The sequence below is a fragment of the Streptomyces sp. NPDC047002 genome (genome assembly GCF_040704505.1).
Taxonomy (GTDB): domain Bacteria; phylum Actinomycetota; class Actinomycetes; order Streptomycetales; family Streptomycetaceae; genus Streptomyces.
This window is the reverse complement of the sequence record NZ_JBEYWC010000002.1, coordinates 269,769-291,918: the sequence shown is the minus strand read 5'-3', so window position 1 is coordinate 291,918 and position 22,150 is coordinate 269,769. Positions and strand designations below refer to the sequence as shown.

Annotated in this window: 23 protein-coding genes; 2 read left to right on the top strand and 21 right to left on the bottom strand. The window is 72.0% G+C overall.

Features of this window, described 5'->3' with window-relative positions; all coding sequences use genetic code 11:
* Window positions 1-14 precede the first annotated feature (14 nt).
* Window positions 15-485 carry an SRPBCC family protein gene (locus tag AB0910_RS04230; RefSeq protein ID WP_366742961.1) on the bottom strand — a complete coding sequence of 157 codons (471 nt, stop codon included), beginning with the start codon at window positions 483-485 and terminating at the stop codon, window positions 15-17.
* A 90-nt stretch (window positions 486-575) separates the two neighbouring features.
* Here AB0910_RS04230 and AB0910_RS04225 point away from each other — a divergent pair, with 90 nt between their 5' ends.
* Entirely contained in the window at window positions 576-1,211 is a 636-nt protein-coding gene (locus AB0910_RS04225; RefSeq protein WP_366742960.1) for a TetR/AcrR family transcriptional regulator, read from the top strand.
* A 13-nt stretch (window positions 1,212-1,224) separates the two neighbouring features.
* Here the strand turns inward: AB0910_RS04225 and AB0910_RS04220 are convergent, their stop codons facing one another.
* The 3 genes from AB0910_RS04220 to AB0910_RS04210 are packed head-to-tail and all read right to left on the bottom strand — an operon-like array spanning window position 1,225 to window position 3,922.
* Entirely contained in the window at window positions 1,225-2,430 is a 1,206-nt protein-coding gene (locus AB0910_RS04220) for an FAD/NAD(P)-binding oxidoreductase (RefSeq protein WP_366742959.1), read from the bottom strand.
* Window positions 2,427-2,624, bottom strand: coding sequence for a ferredoxin (locus tag AB0910_RS04215; RefSeq protein WP_366742957.1), 198 nt, complete (start codon window positions 2,622-2,624; stop codon window positions 2,427-2,429). Before AB0910_RS04215 ends, AB0910_RS04220 begins: the two co-directional genes overlap by 4 nt.
* Before the next feature lie 38 nt (window positions 2,625-2,662).
* On the bottom strand, window positions 2,663-3,922 hold the full coding sequence (locus tag AB0910_RS04210; RefSeq protein WP_366742956.1) for a cytochrome P450: 1,260 nt from the start codon (window positions 3,920-3,922) through the stop codon (window positions 2,663-2,665).
* 373 nt (window positions 3,923-4,295) lie between these two features.
* Here AB0910_RS04210 and AB0910_RS04205 point away from each other — a divergent pair, with 373 nt between their 5' ends.
* Window positions 4,296-6,161, top strand: a complete 1,866-nt coding sequence (locus AB0910_RS04205) for a glycosyl hydrolase family 18 protein (RefSeq protein WP_366742955.1) — start codon at window positions 4,296-4,298, stop codon at window positions 6,159-6,161.
* Window positions 6,162-6,234: 73 nt separating this feature from the next.
* On the opposite strand, the gene AB0910_RS04200 is transcribed toward AB0910_RS04205, so the two are convergent.
* The 17 genes from AB0910_RS04200 to rpmE all read right to left on the bottom strand — a co-directional run bounded on the left by AB0910_RS04200 (window position 6,235) and on the right by rpmE (window position 22,109).
* Window positions 6,235-6,681, bottom strand: a complete 447-nt coding sequence (locus AB0910_RS04200) for a DUF2550 domain-containing protein (protein ID WP_366742954.1) — start codon at window positions 6,679-6,681, stop codon at window positions 6,235-6,237.
* A gap of 133 nt (window positions 6,682-6,814) precedes the next feature.
* Window positions 6,815-7,186, bottom strand: a complete 372-nt coding sequence (locus AB0910_RS04195) for a F0F1 ATP synthase subunit epsilon (protein ID WP_366742953.1) — start codon at window positions 7,184-7,186, stop codon at window positions 6,815-6,817.
* Between the two features lie 141 nt (window positions 7,187-7,327).
* Window positions 7,328-8,770, bottom strand: a complete 1,443-nt coding sequence (gene atpD / locus AB0910_RS04190) for a F0F1 ATP synthase subunit beta (protein WP_366742952.1) — start codon at window positions 8,768-8,770, stop codon at window positions 7,328-7,330.
* The gene (locus tag AB0910_RS04185) at window positions 8,770-9,690 is read right to left on the bottom strand and encodes a F0F1 ATP synthase subunit gamma (RefSeq protein ID WP_366742951.1); all 921 of its coding nucleotides are present in this window, start codon (window positions 9,688-9,690) and stop codon (window positions 8,770-8,772) included. The genes atpD and AB0910_RS04185 overlap by 1 nt, the downstream gene beginning before the upstream one ends.
* A 20-nt stretch (window positions 9,691-9,710) precedes the next feature.
* Window positions 9,711-11,303, bottom strand: a complete 1,593-nt coding sequence (gene atpA / locus AB0910_RS04180; RefSeq protein ID WP_366742950.1) for a F0F1 ATP synthase subunit alpha — start codon at window positions 11,301-11,303, stop codon at window positions 9,711-9,713.
* A 160-nt stretch (window positions 11,304-11,463) separates the two neighbouring features.
* Window positions 11,464-12,282 (bottom strand): F0F1 ATP synthase subunit delta, encoded by an 819-nt coding sequence (locus AB0910_RS04175; RefSeq protein ID WP_366742949.1) that lies wholly within the window; start codon window positions 12,280-12,282, stop codon window positions 11,464-11,466.
* Complete coding sequence (locus AB0910_RS04170) at window positions 12,279-12,824, bottom strand: F0F1 ATP synthase subunit B (RefSeq protein WP_366742948.1); 546 nt, start codon at window positions 12,822-12,824, stop codon at window positions 12,279-12,281. Before AB0910_RS04170 ends, AB0910_RS04175 begins: the two co-directional genes overlap by 4 nt.
* 36 nt (window positions 12,825-12,860) lie before the next feature.
* A complete protein-coding gene (atpE, locus tag AB0910_RS04165) occupies window positions 12,861-13,115 on the bottom strand; it encodes an ATP synthase F0 subunit C (protein WP_366742947.1) in 255 nt (84 codons plus the stop codon).
* Between the two features lie 96 nt (window positions 13,116-13,211).
* Entirely contained in the window at window positions 13,212-14,018 is an 807-nt protein-coding gene (atpB, locus tag AB0910_RS04160; protein ID WP_366742946.1) for a F0F1 ATP synthase subunit A, read from the bottom strand.
* A gap of 303 nt (window positions 14,019-14,321) precedes the next feature.
* The gene (locus AB0910_RS04155) at window positions 14,322-14,738 is read right to left on the bottom strand and encodes a hypothetical protein (RefSeq protein ID WP_366742945.1); all 417 of its coding nucleotides are present in this window, start codon (window positions 14,736-14,738) and stop codon (window positions 14,322-14,324) included.
* Between the two features lie 383 nt (window positions 14,739-15,121).
* Entirely contained in the window at window positions 15,122-16,543 is a 1,422-nt protein-coding gene (locus AB0910_RS04150; protein ID WP_366742944.1) for an MraY family glycosyltransferase, read from the bottom strand.
* 181 nt (window positions 16,544-16,724) lie between these two features.
* Window positions 16,725-17,981: a serine hydroxymethyltransferase gene (gene glyA / locus AB0910_RS04145; RefSeq protein ID WP_366742943.1), complete on the bottom strand. Its 1,257-nt coding sequence runs from the start codon at window positions 17,979-17,981 to the stop codon at window positions 16,725-16,727.
* 218 nt (window positions 17,982-18,199) lie between these two features.
* On the bottom strand, window positions 18,200-18,853 hold the full coding sequence (locus AB0910_RS04140; RefSeq protein WP_366742942.1) for a protein-tyrosine-phosphatase: 654 nt from the start codon (window positions 18,851-18,853) through the stop codon (window positions 18,200-18,202).
* On the bottom strand, window positions 18,850-19,497 hold the full coding sequence (locus AB0910_RS04135) for an L-threonylcarbamoyladenylate synthase (protein ID WP_366742941.1): 648 nt from the start codon (window positions 19,495-19,497) through the stop codon (window positions 18,850-18,852). Before AB0910_RS04135 ends, AB0910_RS04140 begins: the two co-directional genes overlap by 4 nt.
* A gap of 130 nt (window positions 19,498-19,627) precedes the next feature.
* Window positions 19,628-20,467 carry a peptide chain release factor N(5)-glutamine methyltransferase gene (gene prmC, locus AB0910_RS04130; RefSeq protein ID WP_366743023.1) on the bottom strand — a complete coding sequence of 280 codons (840 nt, stop codon included), beginning with the start codon at window positions 20,465-20,467 and terminating at the stop codon, window positions 19,628-19,630.
* Window positions 20,468-20,627: 160 nt separating this feature from the next.
* Window positions 20,628-21,707 carry a peptide chain release factor 1 gene (gene prfA / locus AB0910_RS04125; RefSeq protein ID WP_366742940.1) on the bottom strand — a complete coding sequence of 360 codons (1,080 nt, stop codon included), beginning with the start codon at window positions 21,705-21,707 and terminating at the stop codon, window positions 20,628-20,630.
* Between the two features lie 162 nt (window positions 21,708-21,869).
* A complete protein-coding gene (gene rpmE / locus AB0910_RS04120; protein WP_366742939.1) occupies window positions 21,870-22,109 on the bottom strand; it encodes a 50S ribosomal protein L31 in 240 nt (79 codons plus the stop codon).
* Between the last annotated feature and the right edge of the window lie 41 nt (window positions 22,110-22,150).

The window sequence follows — 22,150 nt, the reverse complement described above, 5'->3', positions numbered from 1 at the left end:
CGCCCCGCGCGGACTCACTCCGCCGCGGCCAGTGCGGCCCGCAGCCCCGGCAGGAACGCGGCCTGGTGCTCGCCAGAGCCGTAGGCCGCGCGCTCGGCACCGCCGAGCGGTTCGTACGGGGCGACGGTGGTCGTCATGGCGCGCCGCACCAGGGTGGACCCGTCGCCGTTCTCCTCGAACGTGTAGGTGACGGCGAGCTGGACCGCGCGGCCGCCGAAGCCGACCGAGCGCACGGCGAAGGTGCGGCCGGGGTCGTGGGCGGTGACGAGCCAGTCGGCGAAGAACCGTGCGCCGCCGTCACCGACGATCTCCTCGCGCACCATGTCCCCGGTGCGCAGCGGGCGTCCCGTGCGTCCACCGAGGACAGCCGCGGACCGCGGGTGGAAGGCGGGCCAGTGGTCGGGGGTGGCGACGAAGGCCGCGACGGCGGCGGCGCGGTGGTGGACGGTTCCCGCTGCGGCGGCGTGCAGGGTGAGGGCGGGCATGCGGTGTTCCTCTCGTGTCGGTGGGACGGGCGCCCGCGGGCCGCGGCCCGGTGTGCGGCGGCCGCGGCGCGCGGGGTGGAGAATGGGGGCATGGAGCAGGACCGGGCCCCCGTGCGGCGTGCGAAGAACCCCAAGGGGTCGGGCAGTCGGCTCCGGCAGGAGATCATCGACGCCGCGGGCGAGCTGCTGTCGGAGCTCAGCGGCGGCAAGGGGCTCACGGTGCGCGGGCTCGCGCGGGGTGTCGGGGTGGCGCCGTCCGCGCTCTACCAGCACTTCCGCGACCTCGACGACGTCGTGCAGGCGGTGGTCGACGACGACTACCGCAGGCTCGCCGCCGCCATGCGCACGGCGGCGTCCGCCGTGCCGGAGGACGACCCGGTGGGCCGGGCGCGTGCGCTGCTGCACGCGTACTGCGACTTCGCGATGGCCAACCCGAGCCACTACCGCCTGCTGTTCGAGCACCGGCGGCTGACGCCGGACGACGCGGGCCTCTACCCGGGCGGCCCGCTCGCCGAGGTGATCGACGACGTGGTGGACGCGTTCGCGCGGTGCGCCGAGGCGGGTTCGCCGCTGGTGGCGCCGCCCGGCAGGGCGGGCGTCATGGTGTTCGTCGCCGTGCACGGCCGGGTCTCGCTGTTCCACGCGACCCGGCGCGCCAAGCGGCCCGAGGACGTCCACGCCTTCGTGGACGAGACCGTCGGAGTCTTCCTGGGCCTCGCCCGCTGAGGGGCGCGGCGGCTCAGGGGGAGGCGGGGGCCGGGGCCCCGGCGACCTCGCGCCACGGGGTGGCGGCGGCGACGTGCGCTCTGAGCAGCCGCGCCTGCCGCGGCATGTTCCAGGCCAGCGCGGCGGTGACGACGCCGCCCTGCCCGTACAGCGCGGCGAACCTGCCGCCGTCCTGGTCCCCTTCGACGACGCGGAACGCTGCGTTCGGCCTCGGCACGCCGTACACCTGGACCTTCACGTCGTACTGGTCCGTCCAGAAGTACGGCACGGGCGCGAAGGGCGCGCCGGTGCCGAGCAGCGCACGCGCCGCCGCCGCACCCTGCTCGGTCGCGTTCATGCGGTGCTCGACGCGCATGCGGCCGTGGCGCGGATGGAGCCAGGAGGCGGCGTCGCCCGCGGCGACGACCCGGTCGGCCGCCCGGCAGTACGCGTCGCACTCGACGCCGTCGCCGAGGGCGAGTCCGCTGCCCGCCAGCCAGTTTGTCGCGGGGCGCGAGCCGACGGCGACGAGCACGGCGTCAGCGGGCAGCGTCTCCCCCGTCGAGCAGTCCACACCGGTCACCCGCCCCCGCGCGCCGGCCAGCCGGCGCACCCTGGTGCCGCCGAGCAGCCGCACCCCGTGCGCGCGGTGCAGCCGCGCGAGGCGCTCGCCCGGTACGGGTCCGAGCAGCCCGCCCATCGGGTGCGGCGACGGGTCGAGCAGGGTCACGCGCAGGCCCGCCTCCCGTGCCACGGCCGCGGTCTCGGCGCCGAGGAATCCCGCTCCGACGACGACGAGCGACGCGGCCGTGCGCAGGTGCTCACGCAGCCGCAGCGCGTCGTCGAGGGTCCGCAGGTGGTGCACCCCCGCGAGGTCCGCCGCGCCCGGCAGGGTGCGGGGGGTGACGCCGGTGGCGACGACAAGGCCGTCCCAGCGCAGCACCGCACCGCCGCCGAGGGTGAGGGTGCGCGCCGCGGTGTCGAGGGCCGTGGCGCGGTGTCCGAGCAGCCAGTGGGCGTCGAGTCCGCGCAGGTCCGCGCGCGGGCGCAGGGCGAGCCTGTCCGCTTCCCACTCCCCGCTGAGCAGCTGCTTCGACAGCGGCGGCCGGTCGTAGGGCTCGGCCTGCTCGTCGCCGACGAGGGTCAGCCGTCCCGCGTATCCCTCGCGCCGCAGGGTCTCGGCGGCGGAGAGCCCCGCGGCGCCCGCGCCGACCACGACGACGCGTCCTGGGGCGGTCACCGCTCGTCCAGTGTGATCGCCAGCGCGGGGCAGATGCGCGCGGCCTCCCTGGCCGCCTCCTCCTGGCCGGGTGACGCCTCGTCGCGCAGCGGGACGACGATCCCGTCCTCGTCGCGTTGGTCGAAGAGTTCCGGTGCCGCGAGGACGCACTGTCCCGAGGCGACGCACCTGTCCTGCTCCACGGTGATCCTCATGGGTGTTCTCCTTGTCTCCTTGCCGGGGTTTCGCGGTGTCACCAGGTCACGGGCATGCTGTGGACGCCGTACGTGACCATGTCGTCCTTGAAGCGGAGTTCCGCCGCCGGCACGGCGAGCGCGAGGCGCGGGATGCGCCGGAAGAGGGTGCCGAAGACCGTCTGGAGTTCGGCGCGTGCGAGCACCTGGCCGAGGCACTGGTGGACCCCGTAGCCGAAGGTGACGTGGTGGCGTGCGCCGCGGTGGATGTCGAGCGTGTCCGGGTCGGCGAAGACGGCGGGGTCCCGGTTGGCGGCGTCGCCTGCGACCACGATCCCCTCGCCCTTGCGGATGAGCTGTCCGCCCAGCTCGATGTCGGCGGTGGCGACGCGGCGCCGTCCCGACTGCACCACCGTGGTGATCCGCAGCAGCTCCTCCACCGCGCCCGCGACCAGCACGGGGTCGGTGGTGTCGCGCAACTCCGCGGCCTGGGCGGGGTTTTCGAGCAGGTGGAGGGTGCCGAGTGCGATGGTGGCCGCGGTGGTCTCGTGTCCGGCGATGAGCAGGACGCGCGCCAGGTTGGCGAGCTCGGCCTCGGTCATGGCGCTCGCGTCCTGCTGTCCGGACACGAGCGAACTCAGCAGGTCGTCCTGCGGGTCCTCCTTCCTCGCGCGCACCAGCCGGGCCAGGTAGTCCGACATGGCGCGGCTCGCGGCGATGGACTTCTCGGGGCCGGCGGCGGGGTCGAACATGGTGGCCGTCCAGCCCTCGAACAGGGCCCGGTCACCGAAGGGGACGCCGAGCAGCTCGCAGATGATGCCGAGCGGCACGGCCAGCGCGAAGCCGTGCACGAAGTCGGCGGGCCTGGGGCCCGCGAGCAGGTCGTCGACGCGCTCGTCGACGACCCGCTGGACGACCGGGCGCAGCGCCTCGACCTTCCTGACCGTGAACTGCCCCGACACCCGCCGCCGCACGGCCGCGTGCTCGGGGTCGTCCATGTTGAGCATGCTGCGCTCGGCGTGGCGCACGGCCCCGAGTGACGCGTTCACCTGCGGGTATCCGTCGATCCTCGGGTCGACGCTGGTGCGCGGGTCGGAGAGGACAGCCCGTACGTCGTCGTAGCGGGTGACGACCCAGGCGCTGCTGCCGTCCCACAGCCTGATCCGGGAGACCGGCGCGGTGCGCCGGCGCTCCGCGAGCCCGGGCGGCGGTGCCAGCGGGCACCGCCTGGGCAGCGGCCAGACCTCCTCTCCGTACGCGGCTTCCGCGCTCCCGCCTCGCACCGTGTCCTCCATCGCATGGCCTCCGTCCGAGATCACTGAACGATTGTTCTGTAACCAACCGTACGCGCCTCCCCGCCCGCCGTCATCAACGCGACGGCGCCGTACGGCATGAGCTGGATCACTTCTGCGGCGACAGCAGGTCAACTCGACCTGAAATGAGGGGACATGCGAGCACACGGGCGCCCCGGCAGGCACGCGGAGGCCCGGCGGGCACAGCAGTGGCCCGCCGCACCGGCAGGCACCGGCAGGCACCGGAGCACCGCCGCGGCGCCGACTTTGGTCTGGACCTATTGACGAGTGGTCCAGACCTCCTTACTCTCACCGGACACGCCGCGGCCCCGCCCGGCGTGCCCGCAGTGCACGGACCCACCCCGAACTGTCCGGTACGCATTCCTAGGAGCACCCCTTGATGCTTCTCCGTTCCCCTTCCTCCTCCCCCGCCCGGCTGAGATCGAGGACCGCCGCCGCGCTCACCGCGCTGCTGCTCCCGCTCGCCGCCCTGGTGGGCCTCGCAGCCCCGGCCCACGCGGCCACCACCGCCACCGCGACCTTCACCAAGACCCAGGACTGGGGCACCGGTTTCGGCGGCCAGTGGACGGTCGAGAACACCGGCACCACCGCCCTGTCCTCGTGGACCGTCGAGTGGGACTTCCCCTCGGGCACCTCGGTCTCCTCCGCGTGGGACGCCGACGTCACCCACGCGGGCAACCACTGGACCGCGAAGAACAAGAGCTACAACGGCACCCTCGCGCCCGGCGCCTCCCTCAGCTTCGGCTTCAACGGGAACGGCCCCGGCTCCCCCACCGGCTGCAAGCTCAACGGCGCCTCGTGCGACGGGGGCCCGTCCACCCCGGGCGACAACCCGCCCTCCGCGCCCGGCACTCCGACCGCCTCAGGCCTCACCGACACGTCGGTCAAGCTCAGTTGGACGGCGGCCACCGACGACAAGGGCGTCAAGAACTACGACGTCCTGCGCAACGGCACCGTCGTCGCCACCGTCACCGGCACCTCGTACACCGACAGCGGGCTGAGCGCGGGCACCGACTACTCCTACACGGTCAAGGCGCGTGACACCGCGAACCAGACGGGCCAGGTCAGCGGCTCGACCGCCGTGCACACCACAGGCGGCGGCACCACCGACCCCGGCACGCCGGGCGCCTCGGGCAAGGTCAAGCTCGGCTACCTGACGGAGTGGGGCACCTACGACCGCAACTACCAGGTCAAGAACCTGGTGACCTCGGGCTCGGCCGCGAAGATCAACACGATCAACTACGCGTTCGGCAACGTCACCGGCGGCAAGTGCGCCATCGGCGACGCGTACGCCGACTACCAGAAGACGTTCACCGCGGACACCAGCGTCGACGGCACGGCCGACACCTGGGACCAGCCGGTCGCCGGCAACATCAACCAGCTGCGCGAGCTGAAGAAGAAGTACCCGAACATCAAGATCCTCTGGTCGTTCGGCGGCTGGACCTGGTCGGGCGGCTTCGGCCAGGCTGCGCAGAACCCGGCGGCCTTCGCGCAGTCCTGCTACGACCTGGTCAAGGACCCCCGCTGGGCCGATGTGTTCGACGGCATCGACATCGACTGGGAGTACCCCAACGCCTGCGGCCTGTCCTGCGACACCAGCGGGCCCGCCGCCCTGAAGAACCTGACGCAGGCGCTGCGCGCCAAGTTCGGCTCCGGCGCGCTGGTCACGGCGGCCACCACCGCCGACGCGTCCCCGGACGGCAAGATCACCAAGGCCGACTACGCGGGCGCCGCGCAGTACCTCGACTGGTACAACGTGATGACGTACGACTTCTTCGGCGGCTTCAGCCCGCAGGGCCCGACGGCCCCGCACTCGCCGCTCACGTCGTACAGCGGCATCCCGACCCCCGGCTTCGACTCGGCCGACGCCATCGCCGCCTTCAAGGCGCAGGGCGTCCCCGCGAACAAGCTGCTGCTCGGCATCGGCTTCTACGGCAGGGGCTGGACGGGCGTCACCCAGGACGCGCCTGGCGGCACCGCGACGGGACCGGCCGCCGGCACGTACGAGCAGGGCATCGAGGACTACAAGGTCCTCAAGAACACCTGCCCGGCCACCGGCACGGTCGCCGGCACCGCGTACGCACACTGCGGCACCAACTGGTGGAGCTACGACACCCCCGCCACCATCGGCTCCAAGATGGCGTGGGCGAAGCAGCAGGGCCTCGGAGGCGCGTTCTTCTGGGAGTTCAGCGGCGACACCGCGGGCGGTGAGCTGGTGACTGCGCTCTCCAACGGCATCGGCTGACGGACCGCGCCACCGGCGCACGAAGGGGCGGCACCCGACCGGGCGCCGCCCCTTCCGTCTGCCTCAACCCCGATCAGGCCACGTTAACCCTCTGGCCAGGCGGCGCCGCTTCGAGCCAGGCGAGGAAGCCGGTGAGGGCGTCGTCGCTCATCGCGAGTTCGAGCCTGACGCCGCGGTGCACGCACGCGAGCACGACCGCGTCGGAGAGCAGCGCGAGCTCCTCCTCGCCCTCGGGGGCGCGGCGGGTGACCACCTCGATCGCGGAGCGCTCCAGCGAGCGGCGGGGGCGGGGCGCGTAGGAGAAGACCCGGAACCAGTTGATGCGGTCCCCGTTGTAGCGGGCCACCCCGTAGACCCAGCCCTTGCCCGAGGGGTCGGGGTGCTCGGGGAGGTTCCAGCGGACGCTGCAGTCGAAGGTGCCGCCCGAGCGCTGGATCAGCCGCCTGCGCAGGCCGAACACGAACAGACCCAACGCGCCAAGGACGACGACCAGTGCCACGACAAGCAGAGCGAGGGCCATCCGTACCGACCTCCTCGCCTCAACCGGTCACGCACTGAACTGCTCGTCCGTCCACCCGCACCGCCTCAGCCGCGGCCCGTCCCGGAGGTGTCCGGAACGGGCCGCGGCTGAGGGGTACGGCAACAGCGCGGCGTTACTTCGCCGCCACCGCGCGCATCCGGACGTCGGCGCGCCGCTCGGCGGCGTCGTCGTCCTCCGACTTCGCGCGGGCCAGCGCGCGCTCGGCGCGCTGGGGGTCGATCTCGTCCGCCAGCTCGGCGACCTCGGCGAGCAGCGAAAGCTTGTTGTCGGCGAACGACAGGAACCCGCCGTGCACCGCTGCGACGACCGTGCCGCCGTCACTCGTACGAATGGTCACAGGGCCCGACTCCAGCACACCGAGGACCGGCTGGTGGCCGGCCATGATGCCGATGTCGCCGGAGCTGGTACGGGCGACGACCAGGTGGGCCTCGCCGGACCACACGTTGCGGTCGGCCGCGACCAGCTCGACGTGCAGATCAGCCAAGGGTGGCTCCTCGGGTCAGCACCCGGCGGTTCTCCGGGTGTCGCTGTCAATTCTATGGGGTGCTCGGGAGAGCGCGGGGAGCGGGGCGGCCGAGTCGCTGCCTGCCGCCCCGCCACCGCGTACTTCCGGGGGCCCGGAGCGTCAGGAGACGCCGAGCTCCTTCGCGTTCTTCTTCAGGTCCTCGATGCCACCGCACATGAAGAACGCCTGCTCGGGGAAGTGGTCGTACTCGCCGTCGCAGATCGCGTTGAACGCCGCGATCGACTCGTCGAGGGGCACGTCAGAACCGTCGACGCCGGTGAACTGCTTGGCGACGTGCGTGTTCTGCGAGAGGAAGCGCTCCACGCGGCGGGCCCGGTAGACCGTGAGCTTGTCGTCCTCGCCCAGCTCGTCCATGCCGAGGATGGCGATGATGTCCTGGAGGTCCTTGTACTTCTGCAGGATCGCCTTGACGCGGCTCGCCGTGTCGTAGTGCTCCTGCGAGATGTAGCGCGGGTCCAGGATCCGGGACGTGGAGTCCAGCGGGTCCACGGCCGGGTAGATGCCCTTCTCCGAGATCGGCCGGGAGAGCGTCGTCGTCGCGTCGAGGTGCGCGAAGGTCGTCGCGGGGGCCGGGTCGGTGAGGTCGTCCGCGGGGACGTAGATCGCCTGCATCGAGGTGATCGAGTGGCCGCGGGTCGAGGTGATGCGCTCCTGGAGCTGGCCCATCTCGTCCGCGAGGTTCGGCTGGTAGCCCACCGCAGAGGGCATGCGGCCGAGGAGGGTCGACACCTCGGAACCGGCCTGCGTGAACCGGAAGATGTTGTCGATGAAGAACAGCACGTCCTGGCTCTGCACGTCGCGGAAGTACTCCGCCATGGTCAGACCGGCGAGGGCGACGCGCAGACGCGTGCCCGGCGGCTCGTCCATCTGGCCGAAGACCAGCGCGGTCTTGTCGATGACGCCGGAGTCGGTCATCTCCTCGATGAGGTCGTTGCCCTCACGGGTGCGCTCGCCGACGCCCGCGAACACCGACACACCGTCGTGGTTGTTGGCGACGCGGTAGATCATCTCCTGGATGAGCACCGTCTTGCCCACGCCGGCGCCGCCGAACAGGCCGATCTTGCCGCCCTTGACGTACGGGGTCAGCAGGTCGATGACCTTGATGCCGGTCTCGAACATCTCGGTCTTCGACTCGAGCTGGTCGAAGTTGGGGGCCTTGCGGTGGATCGACCAGCGCTCGGTGATCTGCGACTCGGCGCTCGGGTCGTTCAGCACCTCGCCCAGGGTGTTGAACACACGGCCCTTGGTGACGTCGCCGACCGGCACCGTGATGCCCTCGCCGGTGTCGGTCACCGGGGCCTGGCGCACCAGGCCGTCGGTGGGCTGCATGGAGATCGCGCGGACCACGCCGTCGCCCAGGTGCTGGGCGACCTCGAGGGTCAGCGTCTTGCGCTTGCCCGCCTCGGCCGGGTCGTCGACCTCGACCTTGAGAGCGTTGTAGATGTCCGGCATCGCGTCGACGGGGAACTCCACGTCGACGACCGGGCCGATGACCCGGGCGACGCGGCCCGTGGTGGTCGGCGCCTCAGCAGTGGTCGTCATTACTTTTCACTCCCCGCGTTCGCGTCGGCCAGGGCACTGGAGCCACCGACGATCTCGCTGATTTCCTGGGTGATTTCGGCCTGTCGGGCCGCGTTGGCGAGCCGTCCGAGCGTCTTGATCAGCTCGCCGGCGTTGTCCGTCGCCGCCTTCATCGCGCGGCGCGTGGCCGCGTGCTTGGAGGCCGCGGCCTGGAGGAGCGCGTTGTAGATGCGGCTCTCCACGTAGCGCGGCAGCAGGGCGTCGAGGACGCCCTCGGCCGACGGCTCGAACTCGAACAGCGGCAGCGCCTCGGGCTTCCCGACCGCCTCGGCCGCCGGGTCCTCGTCGAGCCGCAGCGGCAGCAGCCGGTTGGCGACCGGGGTCTGCGTCAGCATGGACTCGAACTCGGTGAAGACGATGTGGAGTTCGTCGACACCGCCCTCGGCAGTCTCCTGCTGGACCGCCGCGATCAGCGGGGCCGCGACCGCCTTCGCGTCCTGGTACGTGGGGTTGTCGGTGAACCCTTCCCACGCCTCGGCGACGGCGCGCTCACGGAACCCGTAGTACGCGACACCCTTGCGGCCGACGACGTACGCGTCGACCTCCTTGCCCTCGCCGCGCAGGCGCTCGGTCAGCCGCTCCGCCGCCTTGATGACATTGGCGGAGTAGCCGCCGGCGAGGCCCCGGTCGCTGGTGACGAGCAGCAGCGCGGCACGGGTCGGCGACGCCGCCTCCGTCGTCAGCGGGTGCTTGGTGTTCGACCCCGTGGCGACCGCCGTGACGGCGCGCGTCAGCTCCGTCGCGTACGGCGTGGAGGCCGTCACCTGGCGCTGTGCCTTGATGATGCGCGAGGCCGCGATCATCTCCATCGCCTTGGTGATCTTCTTGGTCGCGGTGACGGATTTGATGCGACGCTTGTAGACCCGGAGCTGCGCTCCCATGAGTCAGGTCCCTTCCGTCGTCACTTGGCCGCGTCGGCCGGGGCGTCGTCGCCGAGCAGCTTGCCGTCCGAGGTCTCGAACTGGCGCTTGAAGCTGTCGACGGCGTCGCCGATGGCGGTGATGGTGTCGTCGGACATCTTCCCGCCCTCGACGATGCTGGTGAGCAGCTCCTTGCGCTCGCGGCGCAGGTGCTCGTGCAGCTCCGCCTCGAACCGGCGGATGTCCTCGACCGGGATGTCGTCCAGCTTGCCCGCGCCACCGGCCCAGATGGAGACGACCTGCTCCTCGACGGGCATCGGCTGGTACTGCGCCTGCTTCAGCAGCTCGACCATGCGCTTGCCGCGCTCCATCTGCTGCTTGGAGGCCGCGTCCAGGTCGGAGCCGAAGGAGGCGAACGCCTCCAGCTCGCGGAACTGGGCGAGGTCGACGCGGAGCCGGCCCGAGACCTGCTTCATCGCCTTGTGCTGGGCGGAGCCGCCGACGCGGGAGACCGAGATGCCGACGTTCAGCGCGGGCCGCTGGCCGGCGTTGAACAGGTCGGACTCCAGGAAGCACTGGCCGTCGGTGATGGAGATGACGTTGGTCGGGATGAACGCCGAGACGTCGTTGGCCTTCGTCTCGACGATCGGCAGACCGGTCATCGAGCCCGCGCCCAAGTCGTCGGAGAGCTTCGCGCAGCGCTCCAGCAGGCGGGAGTGCAGGTAGAAGACGTCGCCGGGGTACGCCTCACGGCCCGGCGGACGGCGCAGCAGCAGGGAGACGGCGCGGTAGGCGTCGGCCTGCTTCGAGAGGTCGTCGAAGACGATCAGGACGTGCTTGCCCTGGTACATCCAGTGCTGGCCGATGGCCGAGCCGGTGTACGGGGCGAGGTACTTGAAGCCGGCCGGGTCGGACGCCGGGGCCGCGACGATCGTCGTGTACTCCAGGGCGCCGGACTCCTCCAGGGCACCGCGCACGGACGCGATGGTGGAGCCCTTCTGGCCGACGGCGACGTAGATGCAGCGGACCTGCTTGTTCACGTCGCCGGAGCGCCAGTTGTCGCGCTGGTTGATGATCGTGTCGACCGCGAGGGCCGTCTTGCCGGTGCCGCGGTCGCCGATGATCAGCTGGCGCTGGCCGCGGCCGATCGGGACCATCGAGTCGACGGCCTTGTAGCCGGTCTGCATCGGCTCGTGCACCGACTTGCGGATCATGACGCCGGGAGCCTGGAGCTCCAGGGCGCGCCGGCCCTCGGTCTCGATCTCGCCGAGGCCGTCGATCGGGTTGCCGAGCGGGTCGACCACGCGACCCAGGTAGCCGTCGCCGACCGCCACGGAGAGGACCTCTCCGGTACGGCTGACGGGCTGGCCCTCCTCGATGCCCTCGTACTCGCCGAGGACGATCGCGCCGATCTCCCGCTCCTCGAGGTTGAGGGCGAGGCCGAGGGTGCCGTCCTCGAACTTCAGCAGCTCGTTCGCCATGGCGGAGGGCAGTCCCTCCACCCGGGCGATGCCGTCGCCGGCCACGCTGACCGTACCGACCTCCTCGCGCGAGGCCGCGTCCGGCTGGTACGACTGGACAAAGTTCTCCAGCGCGTCCCGGATCTCCTCCGGCCGGATCGTGAGCTCCGCCATCTGGGTTCCCTGCTCTCCTTGTTGGGCCCGAAGTTTCTTTGGGGTCTGGGGGCGACCCCCAGGAATCTTCTGCATGTGCTGCACGGCCCAACCGGGCCGCCGTCCTGCCGTACCGCTGCGTACTGCGGTGGTGTTCTGCCGGTTCGCCGGCCGGTGCCGGTCAGCGACCGCCGAGCTGCCGGTTCGCCTCGTCGAGGCGCTCCTGGATCGTGCCGTCGATGACCTCGTCACCGACGCGGACCGAGATCCCGCCGAGGACCGCGGGGTCCACGTCGAGGTTCAGGTGCATCTGCCGGCCGTAGATCCTGGCCAGCGCGGTGCCGAGGCGCTCCTGCTGGGCGTCCGTGAGCGGGATCGCCGAGGTGACCACGGCGACCATCCGGTCACGGCGCGCTGCCGCGAGCGCCGACAGCGACCTGAGCCCGTCCTCCAGGCTACGACCACGCGGCCGCGTGACGAGCCGGACGACGAGGCGCTCGGTGACGGCCTCGGCGCGGCCGCCGAGCAGCCGCCCCAGGAGGGTGGCCTTGGCGGAGGCCGGCGCCGCCTTGTCGGTGAGCGCGGCCCGCAGGCCGGCGTCGGACTCGACGATGCGGCCGAAGCGGAACAGCTCGTCCTCGACGCTGTCGAGGCGGCCGGTGCTCCGGGCCGCGGTGAGGTCCGCGGTCGCGGTGAGCTCCTCCAGGGCGTCGACCAGGTCGCGCGACTGCGACCAGCGCGACCTGACCATGCCGGAGACGAGGTCCACGGCTGCGCCCTGGACCTGCCCGTTCAGCAGGCGCCCCACGAGCTCCGCCTTGGCCTGCTCGCCCTGGACCGGGTCGGTCAGGACCCGGCGCAGGGAGACCTCGCGGTCGAGGAGCGACGTGACGGAGGCGAGGTCCTCGGCGAGCCCCGCCGCGTCGACCGACGCGCTGTCGGTCAGCGCGTCGAGGCGTTCGCGCGCGGCGGACAGCGCCTCACGGCTCGCGCCGTTCATCGCGTGGCCTCCGCGCTCGTCGCGTTGCTCTCCAGCTGGTCGAGGAACCGGTCGATGGTGCGGCTCTGCCGGGCATGGTCCTCAAGGGACTCGCCGACGAGCTTGCCGGCCAGCTCGGTGGCGAGCTTGCCCACGTCCTGGCGCAGCGCGACCGCCGCAGCCTTGCGGTCGGCCTCGATCTGGGTGTGGCCGGCGGCGATGATCTCCTCGCGCTGCCGCTGGCCCTCCTCCCGCATCTGCTGGATGATCGTCGCGCCCTGCTCGGTGGCCTCCTGGCGGAGACGCGCGGCCTCGTGCCTGGCCTCGGCGAGCTGGGCCTTGTACTGCTCAAGGGTCTGGTTGGCCTCGGCCTGCGCCTCGGCCGCACGCTCCAGGCCGCCCTCGATCGCGTCGTGCCGCTCCTCGAGCGTCTTCTGGATGTTCGGCAGCAGCTTCTTGCCGAGGAACCCGAAGACGATGAGGAAGCAGAGGATGCCGACGACGAGTTCCGTCGTGTCCGGGATGAGAGGGTTCTGAGCGCCCTCGGCGGCCAGGAACATCATGGCTGAACCTCGATCCTTTCCTCTGGTTGGCCCTGGTTACTTGGCCGCGAAGATGAAGGGGGCGACCAGACCCAGCAGCGCCAGAACCTCACAGAGCGCGAAGCCGAGGAACATGTTGGTGCGGATGACCGGCATCGCCTCGGGCTGGCGGGCCATGGCCTCGATGGAGTGGCCGAAGACGACACCGATACCGACGCCGGGGCCGATGGCGGCGAGACCGTACGCGACGGCGCCCAGGTTGCCCTGGATCGAGAGGTTGGTGGCGGCGAGGTTGACAAGCTCGGCAGACATCTTCCTGTCTTCCTTGTGTGATGCGGTCCGCTGGGGGGCTTCCCAGCGGAAGTCGGATGGTGAGGCGTGGCAGACCGGGAGGGGCGCTGACCTGGGTCAGTGGCCTTCCTGGATCGCTCCCTGGATGTAGATCGAGGTGAGGAGCGTGAAGATATACGCCTGGAGGAACTGGATCAGGACCTCGAAGGCGGTCATGGCGGCGGCCAGGAGGAAGGACCCCGCGGCCACCGCTGACATGATCGACGGAGTGAGCAGGTACCAGCTCGCGACGCTGAACATCACGATCAGCATGTGGCCGGCGAACATGTTGGCCCAGAGCCGCACCGCCAGGGTGAACGGCCGGGTGATCACGTTCTGGATGAACTCGAGGAGCACGATCAGCGGGACGATCGGCTTGGGCAGGCCCTCGATCCAGACGAGGTTCTTGACGCCGCCCTTGAGGCCGTTCTTCTTGAACGTCAGGAACATGTAGGTGACCCACACGCAGGCCGCGAGGACGACCGGGTAGGCGAACCGCGACGTGGCCGGGAACTGGGCCAGCGGGATCACCGACATGATGTTCATGATCCACACGAAGAAGAAGATCGACGTCAGGAAGGGCACGTACTTGGAGCCCTCCTTGCCGATCACCTCGCGGGCGATGCTGCGCGCGATGAAGTTGTAGCCGATCTCGCCGATCAGCTGCAGCTTGCCCGGAACGAGCTTCGGCTTCCTGAACGCGAGCCAGAAGAAGCCCACGACGATCACCATGCAGATGACCGAGAGCAGCATCGGCTTGGTGAACTCCAGCCCGCCGATGGTCAGGAAGGGCTTGAAGTCGAACGAGTTGAGGCCCGGCGCAGGGAAGCCACATCCGGTGAAGAGGTGGCATCCGCTCTCAGCGAGCAGCGTGTGGGCACTCACCCGTGACTCCTTCGTCGTGATGCATGGGAAACGGCAACCTTGTGTGTCAGCGCGGCCCGTGGAGCCGCGGTTCGGCACGGGGAAAGTGGTGTGGCGGTGCCGCCGCGACCCACTGGAAGTTTCGGCCGAGGACCGGACGGCCCGGTCGCCTCGCTGTCTCCACAGCCGCCAGCCCCGTCGACTCGGGGATGCCGCAGGCCGTCAGAGGAGTGGTGCGTCCTGCCCGTGGGCAGGGAGCGGCCCCCGCGGCCGGAAGCGATTCCGGACGATAGCAGATCGCGATCTGCCCTCTTCACGCTGCCCTTATGCCGCATCGCAGGACTTCGCCTTCGACGCGCGTCCGGCCCCCTTGCCGGCGGAGGACTTGGCGGGGAGCGTGGCCCCGGGGTCGACGTAGAGCATCTTGGCGGTGAGGCTCTGCTTGACCTGCCCGCCCACCCAGGAGAGCGCCGTCACGAGGAGTGTCAGCGCGAAGGCGCGCGCGTTGAACAGCGTTGTGTTCTGGAAGACGATGATGAAGACACCGATGAGCAGGATCTGCACCGCGTAGACCAGGAGTCCCGCCGTCATGGCCACCTGCGGGTTGTCGCGGGTGAGGCGCATCAGCGCGGCGGTGCCGAGGCCGAAGAAGACGGCGACGACGGCGAGCGCCACAAGTCCGCCGATCAGGCCCTTCTCACCGGCGACGATGGCGCTCACGACGGTGGCTACGACTCCCACGGGGACAGCGATGATCGCCGAACCCCGGAGAATCCGGGCGTCGTTGGACTGCATGAGGACAGCTCCAGCGGGACTTGGGGGTGGGTGTGCAGACGGTGGAGGACGGCGGCTCGTCGACTCTCCGACGTTGAACAGAGGTTAGCCCCCCGGCGCTTGCGCGCTGCGGGTGCACCCCGACCCGAAGGGCCTGTCCTGCCAAGGCCTTTCGGCGTCCCTCACCTGGTAGTGAACGGTATCACAAACTATTTGATGAGGTCTTTACCTCGTTCGTGTGCTGACCGTCACACGTGAGGGCTAGTTCGCTCGCGTGTGCAGGACGCCACAGCCAGCCGTGTGGTAATGCCGCCGGATTTCCGAATTCACCGGATCTGTCCTTGTGCAAGTCAACGAGTAGATCCGGCTTTCCCGCGATCGGTGAACCCCGGCCCCGCCCTGAGCGCCGTCGCCCCGTGCACACCCGCGGAGAGCGCGGCCGCCCGGCCGCCGTCCTCCCCCTCCGCCTGGACCCCCGCGCCGCCGTCGGTGCCGTCCGCCGCCGGGGCGGCCGTGCCCGGGGCCGCTCCGTCCGCCGCGCCCCGCACACCGGCACCTTCGCCGTCCGCCGCCTGCCGCCGCGCCCCGCGCCGGTAGCGCGGCGGTACGAACGACTCGGCCCAGCGCGGCACCCGCGGCCTGAACCGCGGAAGCAGCAGCAGCACGAGGCCCACGGCGCTCAGCGCGACCAGCACCGGCAGCACCCAGTTCGAGCCCTGCGTCGAGTACACGACCGAGTACAGGACCACGCCGAAGGCGATCAGCGCCGACCAGAAGTACATGATCAGCACAGCGCGGGTCTTGGAGTGCCCGATGTCCAGCAGCCGGTGGTGCAGGTGGCCGCGGTCGGCGGCGAACGGCGACTGGCCGTTCCAGGCGCGACGCACCACGGCGAGCAGCAGGTCGGCCAGCGGGATCGCGATGATCGTGAGGGGCAGCAGCAGCGGGATGAACACCGGGAGCGCGGCGTGCGTCGCCCCCCGGGTGCCGCCCTCGAACAGCTTGAGCGTGTCCGGGTCGACCTGGCCGGTCACCGAGATCGGTCCCGCGGCGAGCACGAGGCCGATGAGCATCGAGCCCGAGTCGCCCATGAAGATCCGCGCGGGGCTCATGTTGTGCGGCAGGAAGCCCAGGCACATCCCCATCAGGATCGCGGCGAACAGCGTCGCGGGGGCCGCGGCCTCGATCCCGTACCCGTACCAGAGGTGGTAGGCGTGCAGGAAGAACGCTGCGGCGGCGATGCAGACCACGCCGGCGGCCAGGCCGTCGAGGCCGTCCACGAAGTTGACCGCGTTGATGGTGACCACGACGACGGCGACGGTGAGCAGCGTGGACTGCCACTGGGTCAGCGAGACGGTGCCGACGCCGGGGACGGGCAGCCAGAGGATGGTCAGGCCCTGCATCACCATGACGCCCGCGGCGATCATCTGCGCGCCGAGCTTGATCAGCGCGTCGATCTCGAACTTGTCGTCCAGGACGCCGATCAGCCAGATCAGCGCGGCCCCAGAGAGCAGCGCCCGGGGCTCGTTGGACTGGGCGAAGACCCCGCCCAGGTTGTGCAGGTTGTCGGCGACCAGCAGACCCGCGCACAGCCCGAGGAACATCGCGACCCCGCCGAGGCGGGGGGTGGGTTCGCGGTGCACGTCGCGCGAGCGGATCGCGGTCATCGCGCCGACCGCCACGGCGAACTTGCGCACAGGACCGGTCAGCAGATAGGTCACCGCTGCCGTCACGCAGAGCGTCAGCAGGTAATCACGCACGGGCTGCCCCACAGGAATCGCTGGCCATGTCAGCCCCACACCCTAGCCCTCGCCGTACCGGCGGCGGATACCGCTCGCTCCCGGCCGCCCCCGCAGGCAAGGACACCGGGGCGGCGCGAACGGTTGCACAGGGGCCAGGGGGCCGGCCTCGGCGCCCGCCCCAGGGGCCGCCCGCGCCCTGCGGCGCGGAAGGCTACGCAGTATAGGGCGGGAACTCCCCCGCAAGATCACGTACGTCCCCGCGCAGGGCGGCGGTGCGGCGCTCGTCGCCGGTGAGCGCCGCCCCTGCGAGCCGGGCGACGGCACGCATCTCGTCCTCCCCCATGCCCTGCGTGGTGACGGCGGCCGTGCCGAGGCGCAGGCCGCGGCCGGTGCCGTGCGGGAGCCCGCACGTCTCGAGCGTGAGGCCGGCGGCGGCGAGCCGGGCGCGCGCCGCCCTGCCGTCGAGGCCGAGCGGGGCGGGGTCCGCCGTGATCAGGTGGGTGTCGGTGCCGCCCGTGGTGATGTCGAGGCCCTCGGCGGCGAGGGCCGCGGCGAGGGCACGGGCGTTGGCGACGACGCGGTGCGCGTAGCCGGTGAAGTCCGGCGCCGCCGCCTCCCCGAACGCGACGGCCTTGGCGGCGATCACGTGCATCTGCGCGCCTCCCTGGCTGAACGGGAACACCGCGCGGTCCACCCGCTCCGCCAGCTCCTGCCCGCACAGCAGCATCCCGCCGCGCGGGCCGCGCAGCACCTTGTGGGTGGTCGCGCAGACGATGTCCGCGTACGGCACGGGGCTGGGCGCGGCGCCGCCCGCGACCAGGCCCATCGGGTGGGCCTCGTCGGCGATCAGGTAGGCGCCGACCTCGTCGGCGATCTCCCGGAAGGCCGCGTGGTCGAGGTGGCGCGGGGAGGCGATGGAGCCGCACACGACGGCCTTGGGCCGGTGGACGCGTGCGAGGGTGCGCACCTGCTCGTAGTCGACGAGCCCGGTCTCCTGGTCGACGCCGTAGCCGACGAAGCGGAACCAGCGGCCGGAGAAGTTGACCCGCGCGCCGTGCGTGAGGTGCCCCCCGTACGGCAGTCCCAGCGCGAGCACGGTGTCCCCGGGGCGCAGCAGGGCGGCGTACGCGGCGAGCACGGCCGACGAGCCGGAGTGCGGCTGCACGTTGGCGTGCTCGGCGCCGAAGAGGCCGGTGGCGCGGGCGACGGCGAGGCGCTCCGCCGCGTCGGCGAACTCGCAGCCGCCGTGGTGGCGGGCGCCCGGGTAGCCCTCCGCGTACTTGTTGGCGAGCGGCGAGCCGAGGGCGGCCAGCACGGCGGAGGAGGCGAAGTTCTCCGCCGCGCTCAGCTGGAGGCTGTCCGCCTGCCGCCGCGCCTCCGCGAGCAGGACGTCGGCGATCTCGGGGTCCTGGCGCCGCAGCGGGCCCGCGGTGACCTGCGCCGCGCCCGCTGAGGGGATGACCGACATGGTGCGCTCCGGTCGACTGTGGACGGTTCCGTCCAGCGTAGGCCGTGCGGGCCGGACGCGCGCGCCCGCGGCTCCGGGGCGCCGAGGACGCCCGTACCGGCCCCTGGGCGCCCACGCGGGAGCGGGGCCACTGGCCGCCCCGGCCGGGCGCCCGCGGGCGCGCAGGACGGCGTACGGGGGGGCATGGGGGTGCGGCGCGAAGGCGGCCCGCGGGCGGCTCAGAGCGCCGCGGGGACGCCGGTGAGCGCGGTGACGACCGGGTCGAGCGCCTGGTTGATCTCGTCGCCGATCGAGCGGAAGAGGGTGATGGGCGCGCCGTACGGGTCGTAGACCTCGTCGGCCTCCGCGCTGGGCGCCAGCAGCCAGCCGCGCAGGGCGGCGGCGGCCCGCACGAGGGCCCTGGCGCGCTCGACCACGCCCTCGTCGAGCGGGTCGGGCAGGGTGGCCGGGTCTATGGCGCGCACCAGCCGGGTGAACTCCTTGAGCGTGAAGGTCCGCAGGCCCGCCGAGTGGCCCATGGAGATCACCTGGGCCCGGTGGTCGCGGGTGGCCGTCAGGACGAGGTCCGCCCTGATGACGTGCTCGTCGAGCAGCTCGCGCCCGACGAAGCCGGAGGCGTCGGCGCCGAAGTCGGCGAGCACGGCCTCCGCGTTGGCCTCCATGGGGGCGCCCTCGTGGCCCCAGGTGCCCGCGCTCTCCACGATCAGCCCGCCGGTGAGGTCCGCGCCGAGGCGCGCGCTCAGGGCATGCCGGTTCAGCCGCTCGGTGATCGGCGAGCGGCAGACGTTGCCGGTGCTGACGTGGAGGATGCGGAACGTGTGCTCGCCCCGCTGTGCGGTGTCCGCTATGCCACGCCCCTCAGGGGCGGTCAATTGGCCACCTCGAGGCCGGGTACCACCGTGCGCAGCTCCTCGGCGTCGAGCGCGCCGGCGCGCAGCAGGACGGGCACCTCCCCGGTGACGTCCACGATGGACGACGGCACGATGCCGGGCGTCGGGCCGCCGTCGAGGTAGACGGAGACCGCGTCGCCGAGCATGTTCAGTGCCGCGTCGCAGTCCTCGGGCGCCGGGTGCCCCGTGAGGTTGGCGCTGGAGACGGCCATCGGGCCGACCTCGGTGAGGAGTTCGATGGCGACCGGGTGCAGCGGCATGCGCACGGCGACCGTGCCCCGGCTGTCGCCGAGGTCCCACTGGAGCGACGGCTGGTGCCGGGCGATGAGCGTGAGCGCGCCCGGCCAGAACGCGTCGACCAGCTCCCACGCCTGCTCGGAGAAGTCCGTGACGAGGCCGTGGAGGGTGTTCGGGGAGCCGATCAGGACGGGGCTCGGCATGGTCCTGCCGCGGCCCTTCGCCGCGAGCAGGTCGCCGACGGCCTCGCCGGCGAAGGCGTCGGCGCCGACGCCGTAGACCGTGTCGGTGGGCAGCACGACCAGTTCGCCACGCCGCACGGCGGACGCGGCCTCCCGCAGACCGGTGGTGCGGTCGGTAGCGTCGTTGGTGTCGTAACGCCGTGCCATGGTCACAGGCTCCTTCTTCTCACGTGCTGGGTCGGCCGCGCGGCCGGCGGGCGGCCGGTCCCTGCCCGGCGGTGCGCCCGGCGGCGCGGGGCGCTTCCCGGGGGCGCGGGCACATTCTGCCTCCCTGCCGTCACGGCAGCGCCTTGCGGGCGGTCGCGAAGCGCGGGCGGTTGTTGAGGTCGGGGTGGTCAGCGGCGTCCGCCCAGCCGGACTCCTCGCTGAAGATCCACGGGACCTGGCCGCCCTGGGTGTCGGCGTGCTCGACGACGACGAGGCCGCCGGGGCGCAGCAGCCGGTGCGCGGTGCGCTCGATGCCGCGGATGGTGTCGAGGCCGTCCTCGCCGGAGAACAGCGCCATCTGCGGGTCGTGGTCGCGCGCCTCGGGCGACACGTACTCCCACTCGGTGAGGGGGATGTACGGCGGGTTGGAGATGACCAGGTCGACCTGGCCGTCCAGCTCGGGCAGGGCGCGCAGGGCGTCGCCCGCGTGCACGGTGACGCGGGACCCGGCGGCGTTCTTGCGGGTCCACACGAGAGCGTCCTCGGACAGCTCCACGGCGTGCACGGTCGAGCGCGGCACCTCCTGGGCGATGGCGAGCGCGATCGCGCCCGAGCCCGCGCACAGGTCCACCACGACGGGCTCGACCACGTCCATGGCGCGTACGGCGTCTATGGCCCAGCCGACGACGGACTCGGTCTCCGGGCGCGGCACGAAGACGCCGGGCCCCACCTGGAGCTCCAGGTAGCGGAAGAACGTGCGCCCGGTGATGTGCTGGAGGGGCTCACGGGCCTCGCGGCGGGCGATCGCCTCCCAGTAGCGGGCGTCGAAGTCGGAGTCCTTGACGGTGTGCAGCTCGCCGCGCCTCACGCCGTGCACGTAGGCGGCGAGCTCCTCCGCGTCGAAGCGGGGCGAGGGCACGCCCGCGTCGGCCAGCCGCCGGGTCGCCTGGGCGACCTCGGCGAGCAGCAGGCTGCGCGGCGCCGGGGCGCGGCGGCCGCTCCCCTGGGGGTCGCCGCCCGCGCCGGTCGGCCCGCCGTGTGGTGGCTGCACGCTGGTTCCTCCGGACTGCGTCGAGTGGTTGCCTGGCGGTCGGGGCCGCGGCGCCCCGGGGGCGAGGGCGGCCCCTCGGTCACTGCGCCGCGGCGAGCTTGGCCGCGGAGTCGGCGTCCACGCACGCCTGGATCACGGCGTCGAGGTCGCCGTCGAGCACCTGGTCCAAGTTGTACGCCTTGAAGCCGACGCGGTGGTCCGAAATGCGGTTCTCGGGAAAGTTGTACGTGCGGATCTTCTCCGAGCGGTCCACCGTGCGCACCTGGCTGCGCCGGGCGTCGGCGGCCTTCGACTCGGCCTCCTCCTGGGCCGCTGCCAGCAGCCGGGAGCGCAGGATGCGCAGGGCCTGCTCCTTGTTCTGGAGCTGGCTCTTCTCGTTCTGGCAGGAGGCGACGACGCCGGTCGGCAGGTGCGTGATGCGGACGGCCGAGTCCGTCGTGTTGACGGACTGCCCGCCGGGGCCCGACGAGCGGTAGACGTCGATGCGCAGGTCGTTCGGGTTGATCTCGACGTCGATCTCCTCGGCCTCCGGCGTCACGAGGACGCCGGCGGCCGAGGTGTGGATGCGGCCCTGCGACTCGGTGGCGGGCACGCGCTGCACGCGGTGCACCCCGCCCTCGTACTTGAGCCTGGCCCAGACGCCCTGCCCCGGCTCGGTGGCGCCGCCCCCGCCCTTGGTCTTCACCGCGACCTGGACGTCCTTGTAGCCGCCGAGCTCGGACTCGGTGGAGTCGATGACCTCGGCCTTCCAGCCGACGCGCTCCGCGTAGCGCAGGTACATGCGCAGCAGGTCGCCCGCGAACAGCGCGGACTCGTCGCCGCCCGCGCCCGCCTTGATCTCCAGGATGACGTCCTTGTCGTCGCTGGGGTCGCGGGGCACGAGCAGCAGCCGCAGGCGCTCGGTGAGCTCCTCGCGGCGCGCTTCGAGCTCCTTGACCTCGGCGGCGAAGTCGGGGTCCTCGGCGGCCAGCTCCCTGGCGGTCGCGATGTCGTCGCCCGTCTGCTTCCAGGAGTGGTAGGCGCCGACGATCGGCGTCAGCTCGGCGTACCGCTTGCCGAGCCTGCGCGCGTTGGCCTGGTCGGCGTGGACCGACGGGTCGGCGAGCTTCTTCTCCAGGTCGGCGTGCTCGCCGACCAGGTCCTCGACCGCCTCGAACATCGGGGGCTCCTGGGGTGGTGAAAGGTGCTGCGGGGTGGCGGGCTCGGGGTGCGGCGCGGCGTCCCGCGCGCCCGCGCGCGGGACCCGCCGGCCGCCCGGGACGCCAAAGCGCCGGTCCCTGCGCCCCTGTGCGGGGCGCCGGGGACCGGCGCGGAATGCTCGCTACTTCTTGGCGGAGCCGGCCTTGCCGGCCGTGGCGCCCTTGCCGAAGCGGGCCTCGAAGCGTGCCACGCGGCCACCGGTGTCGAGGATCTTCTGCTTGCCCGTGTAGAACGGGTGGCACTCGGAGCAGAGGTCCGCGCGGATGGTGCCGGACTCGATGGTGCTCCGGGTCGTGAACGACGCGCCACAGGTGCAGCTGACCTGCGTCTCGACGTACTTCGGGTGGATGTCGTTCTTCACGGGTTTCTCCTAGTTCGGGGAGGGCGCCGGGTCGTACGCGC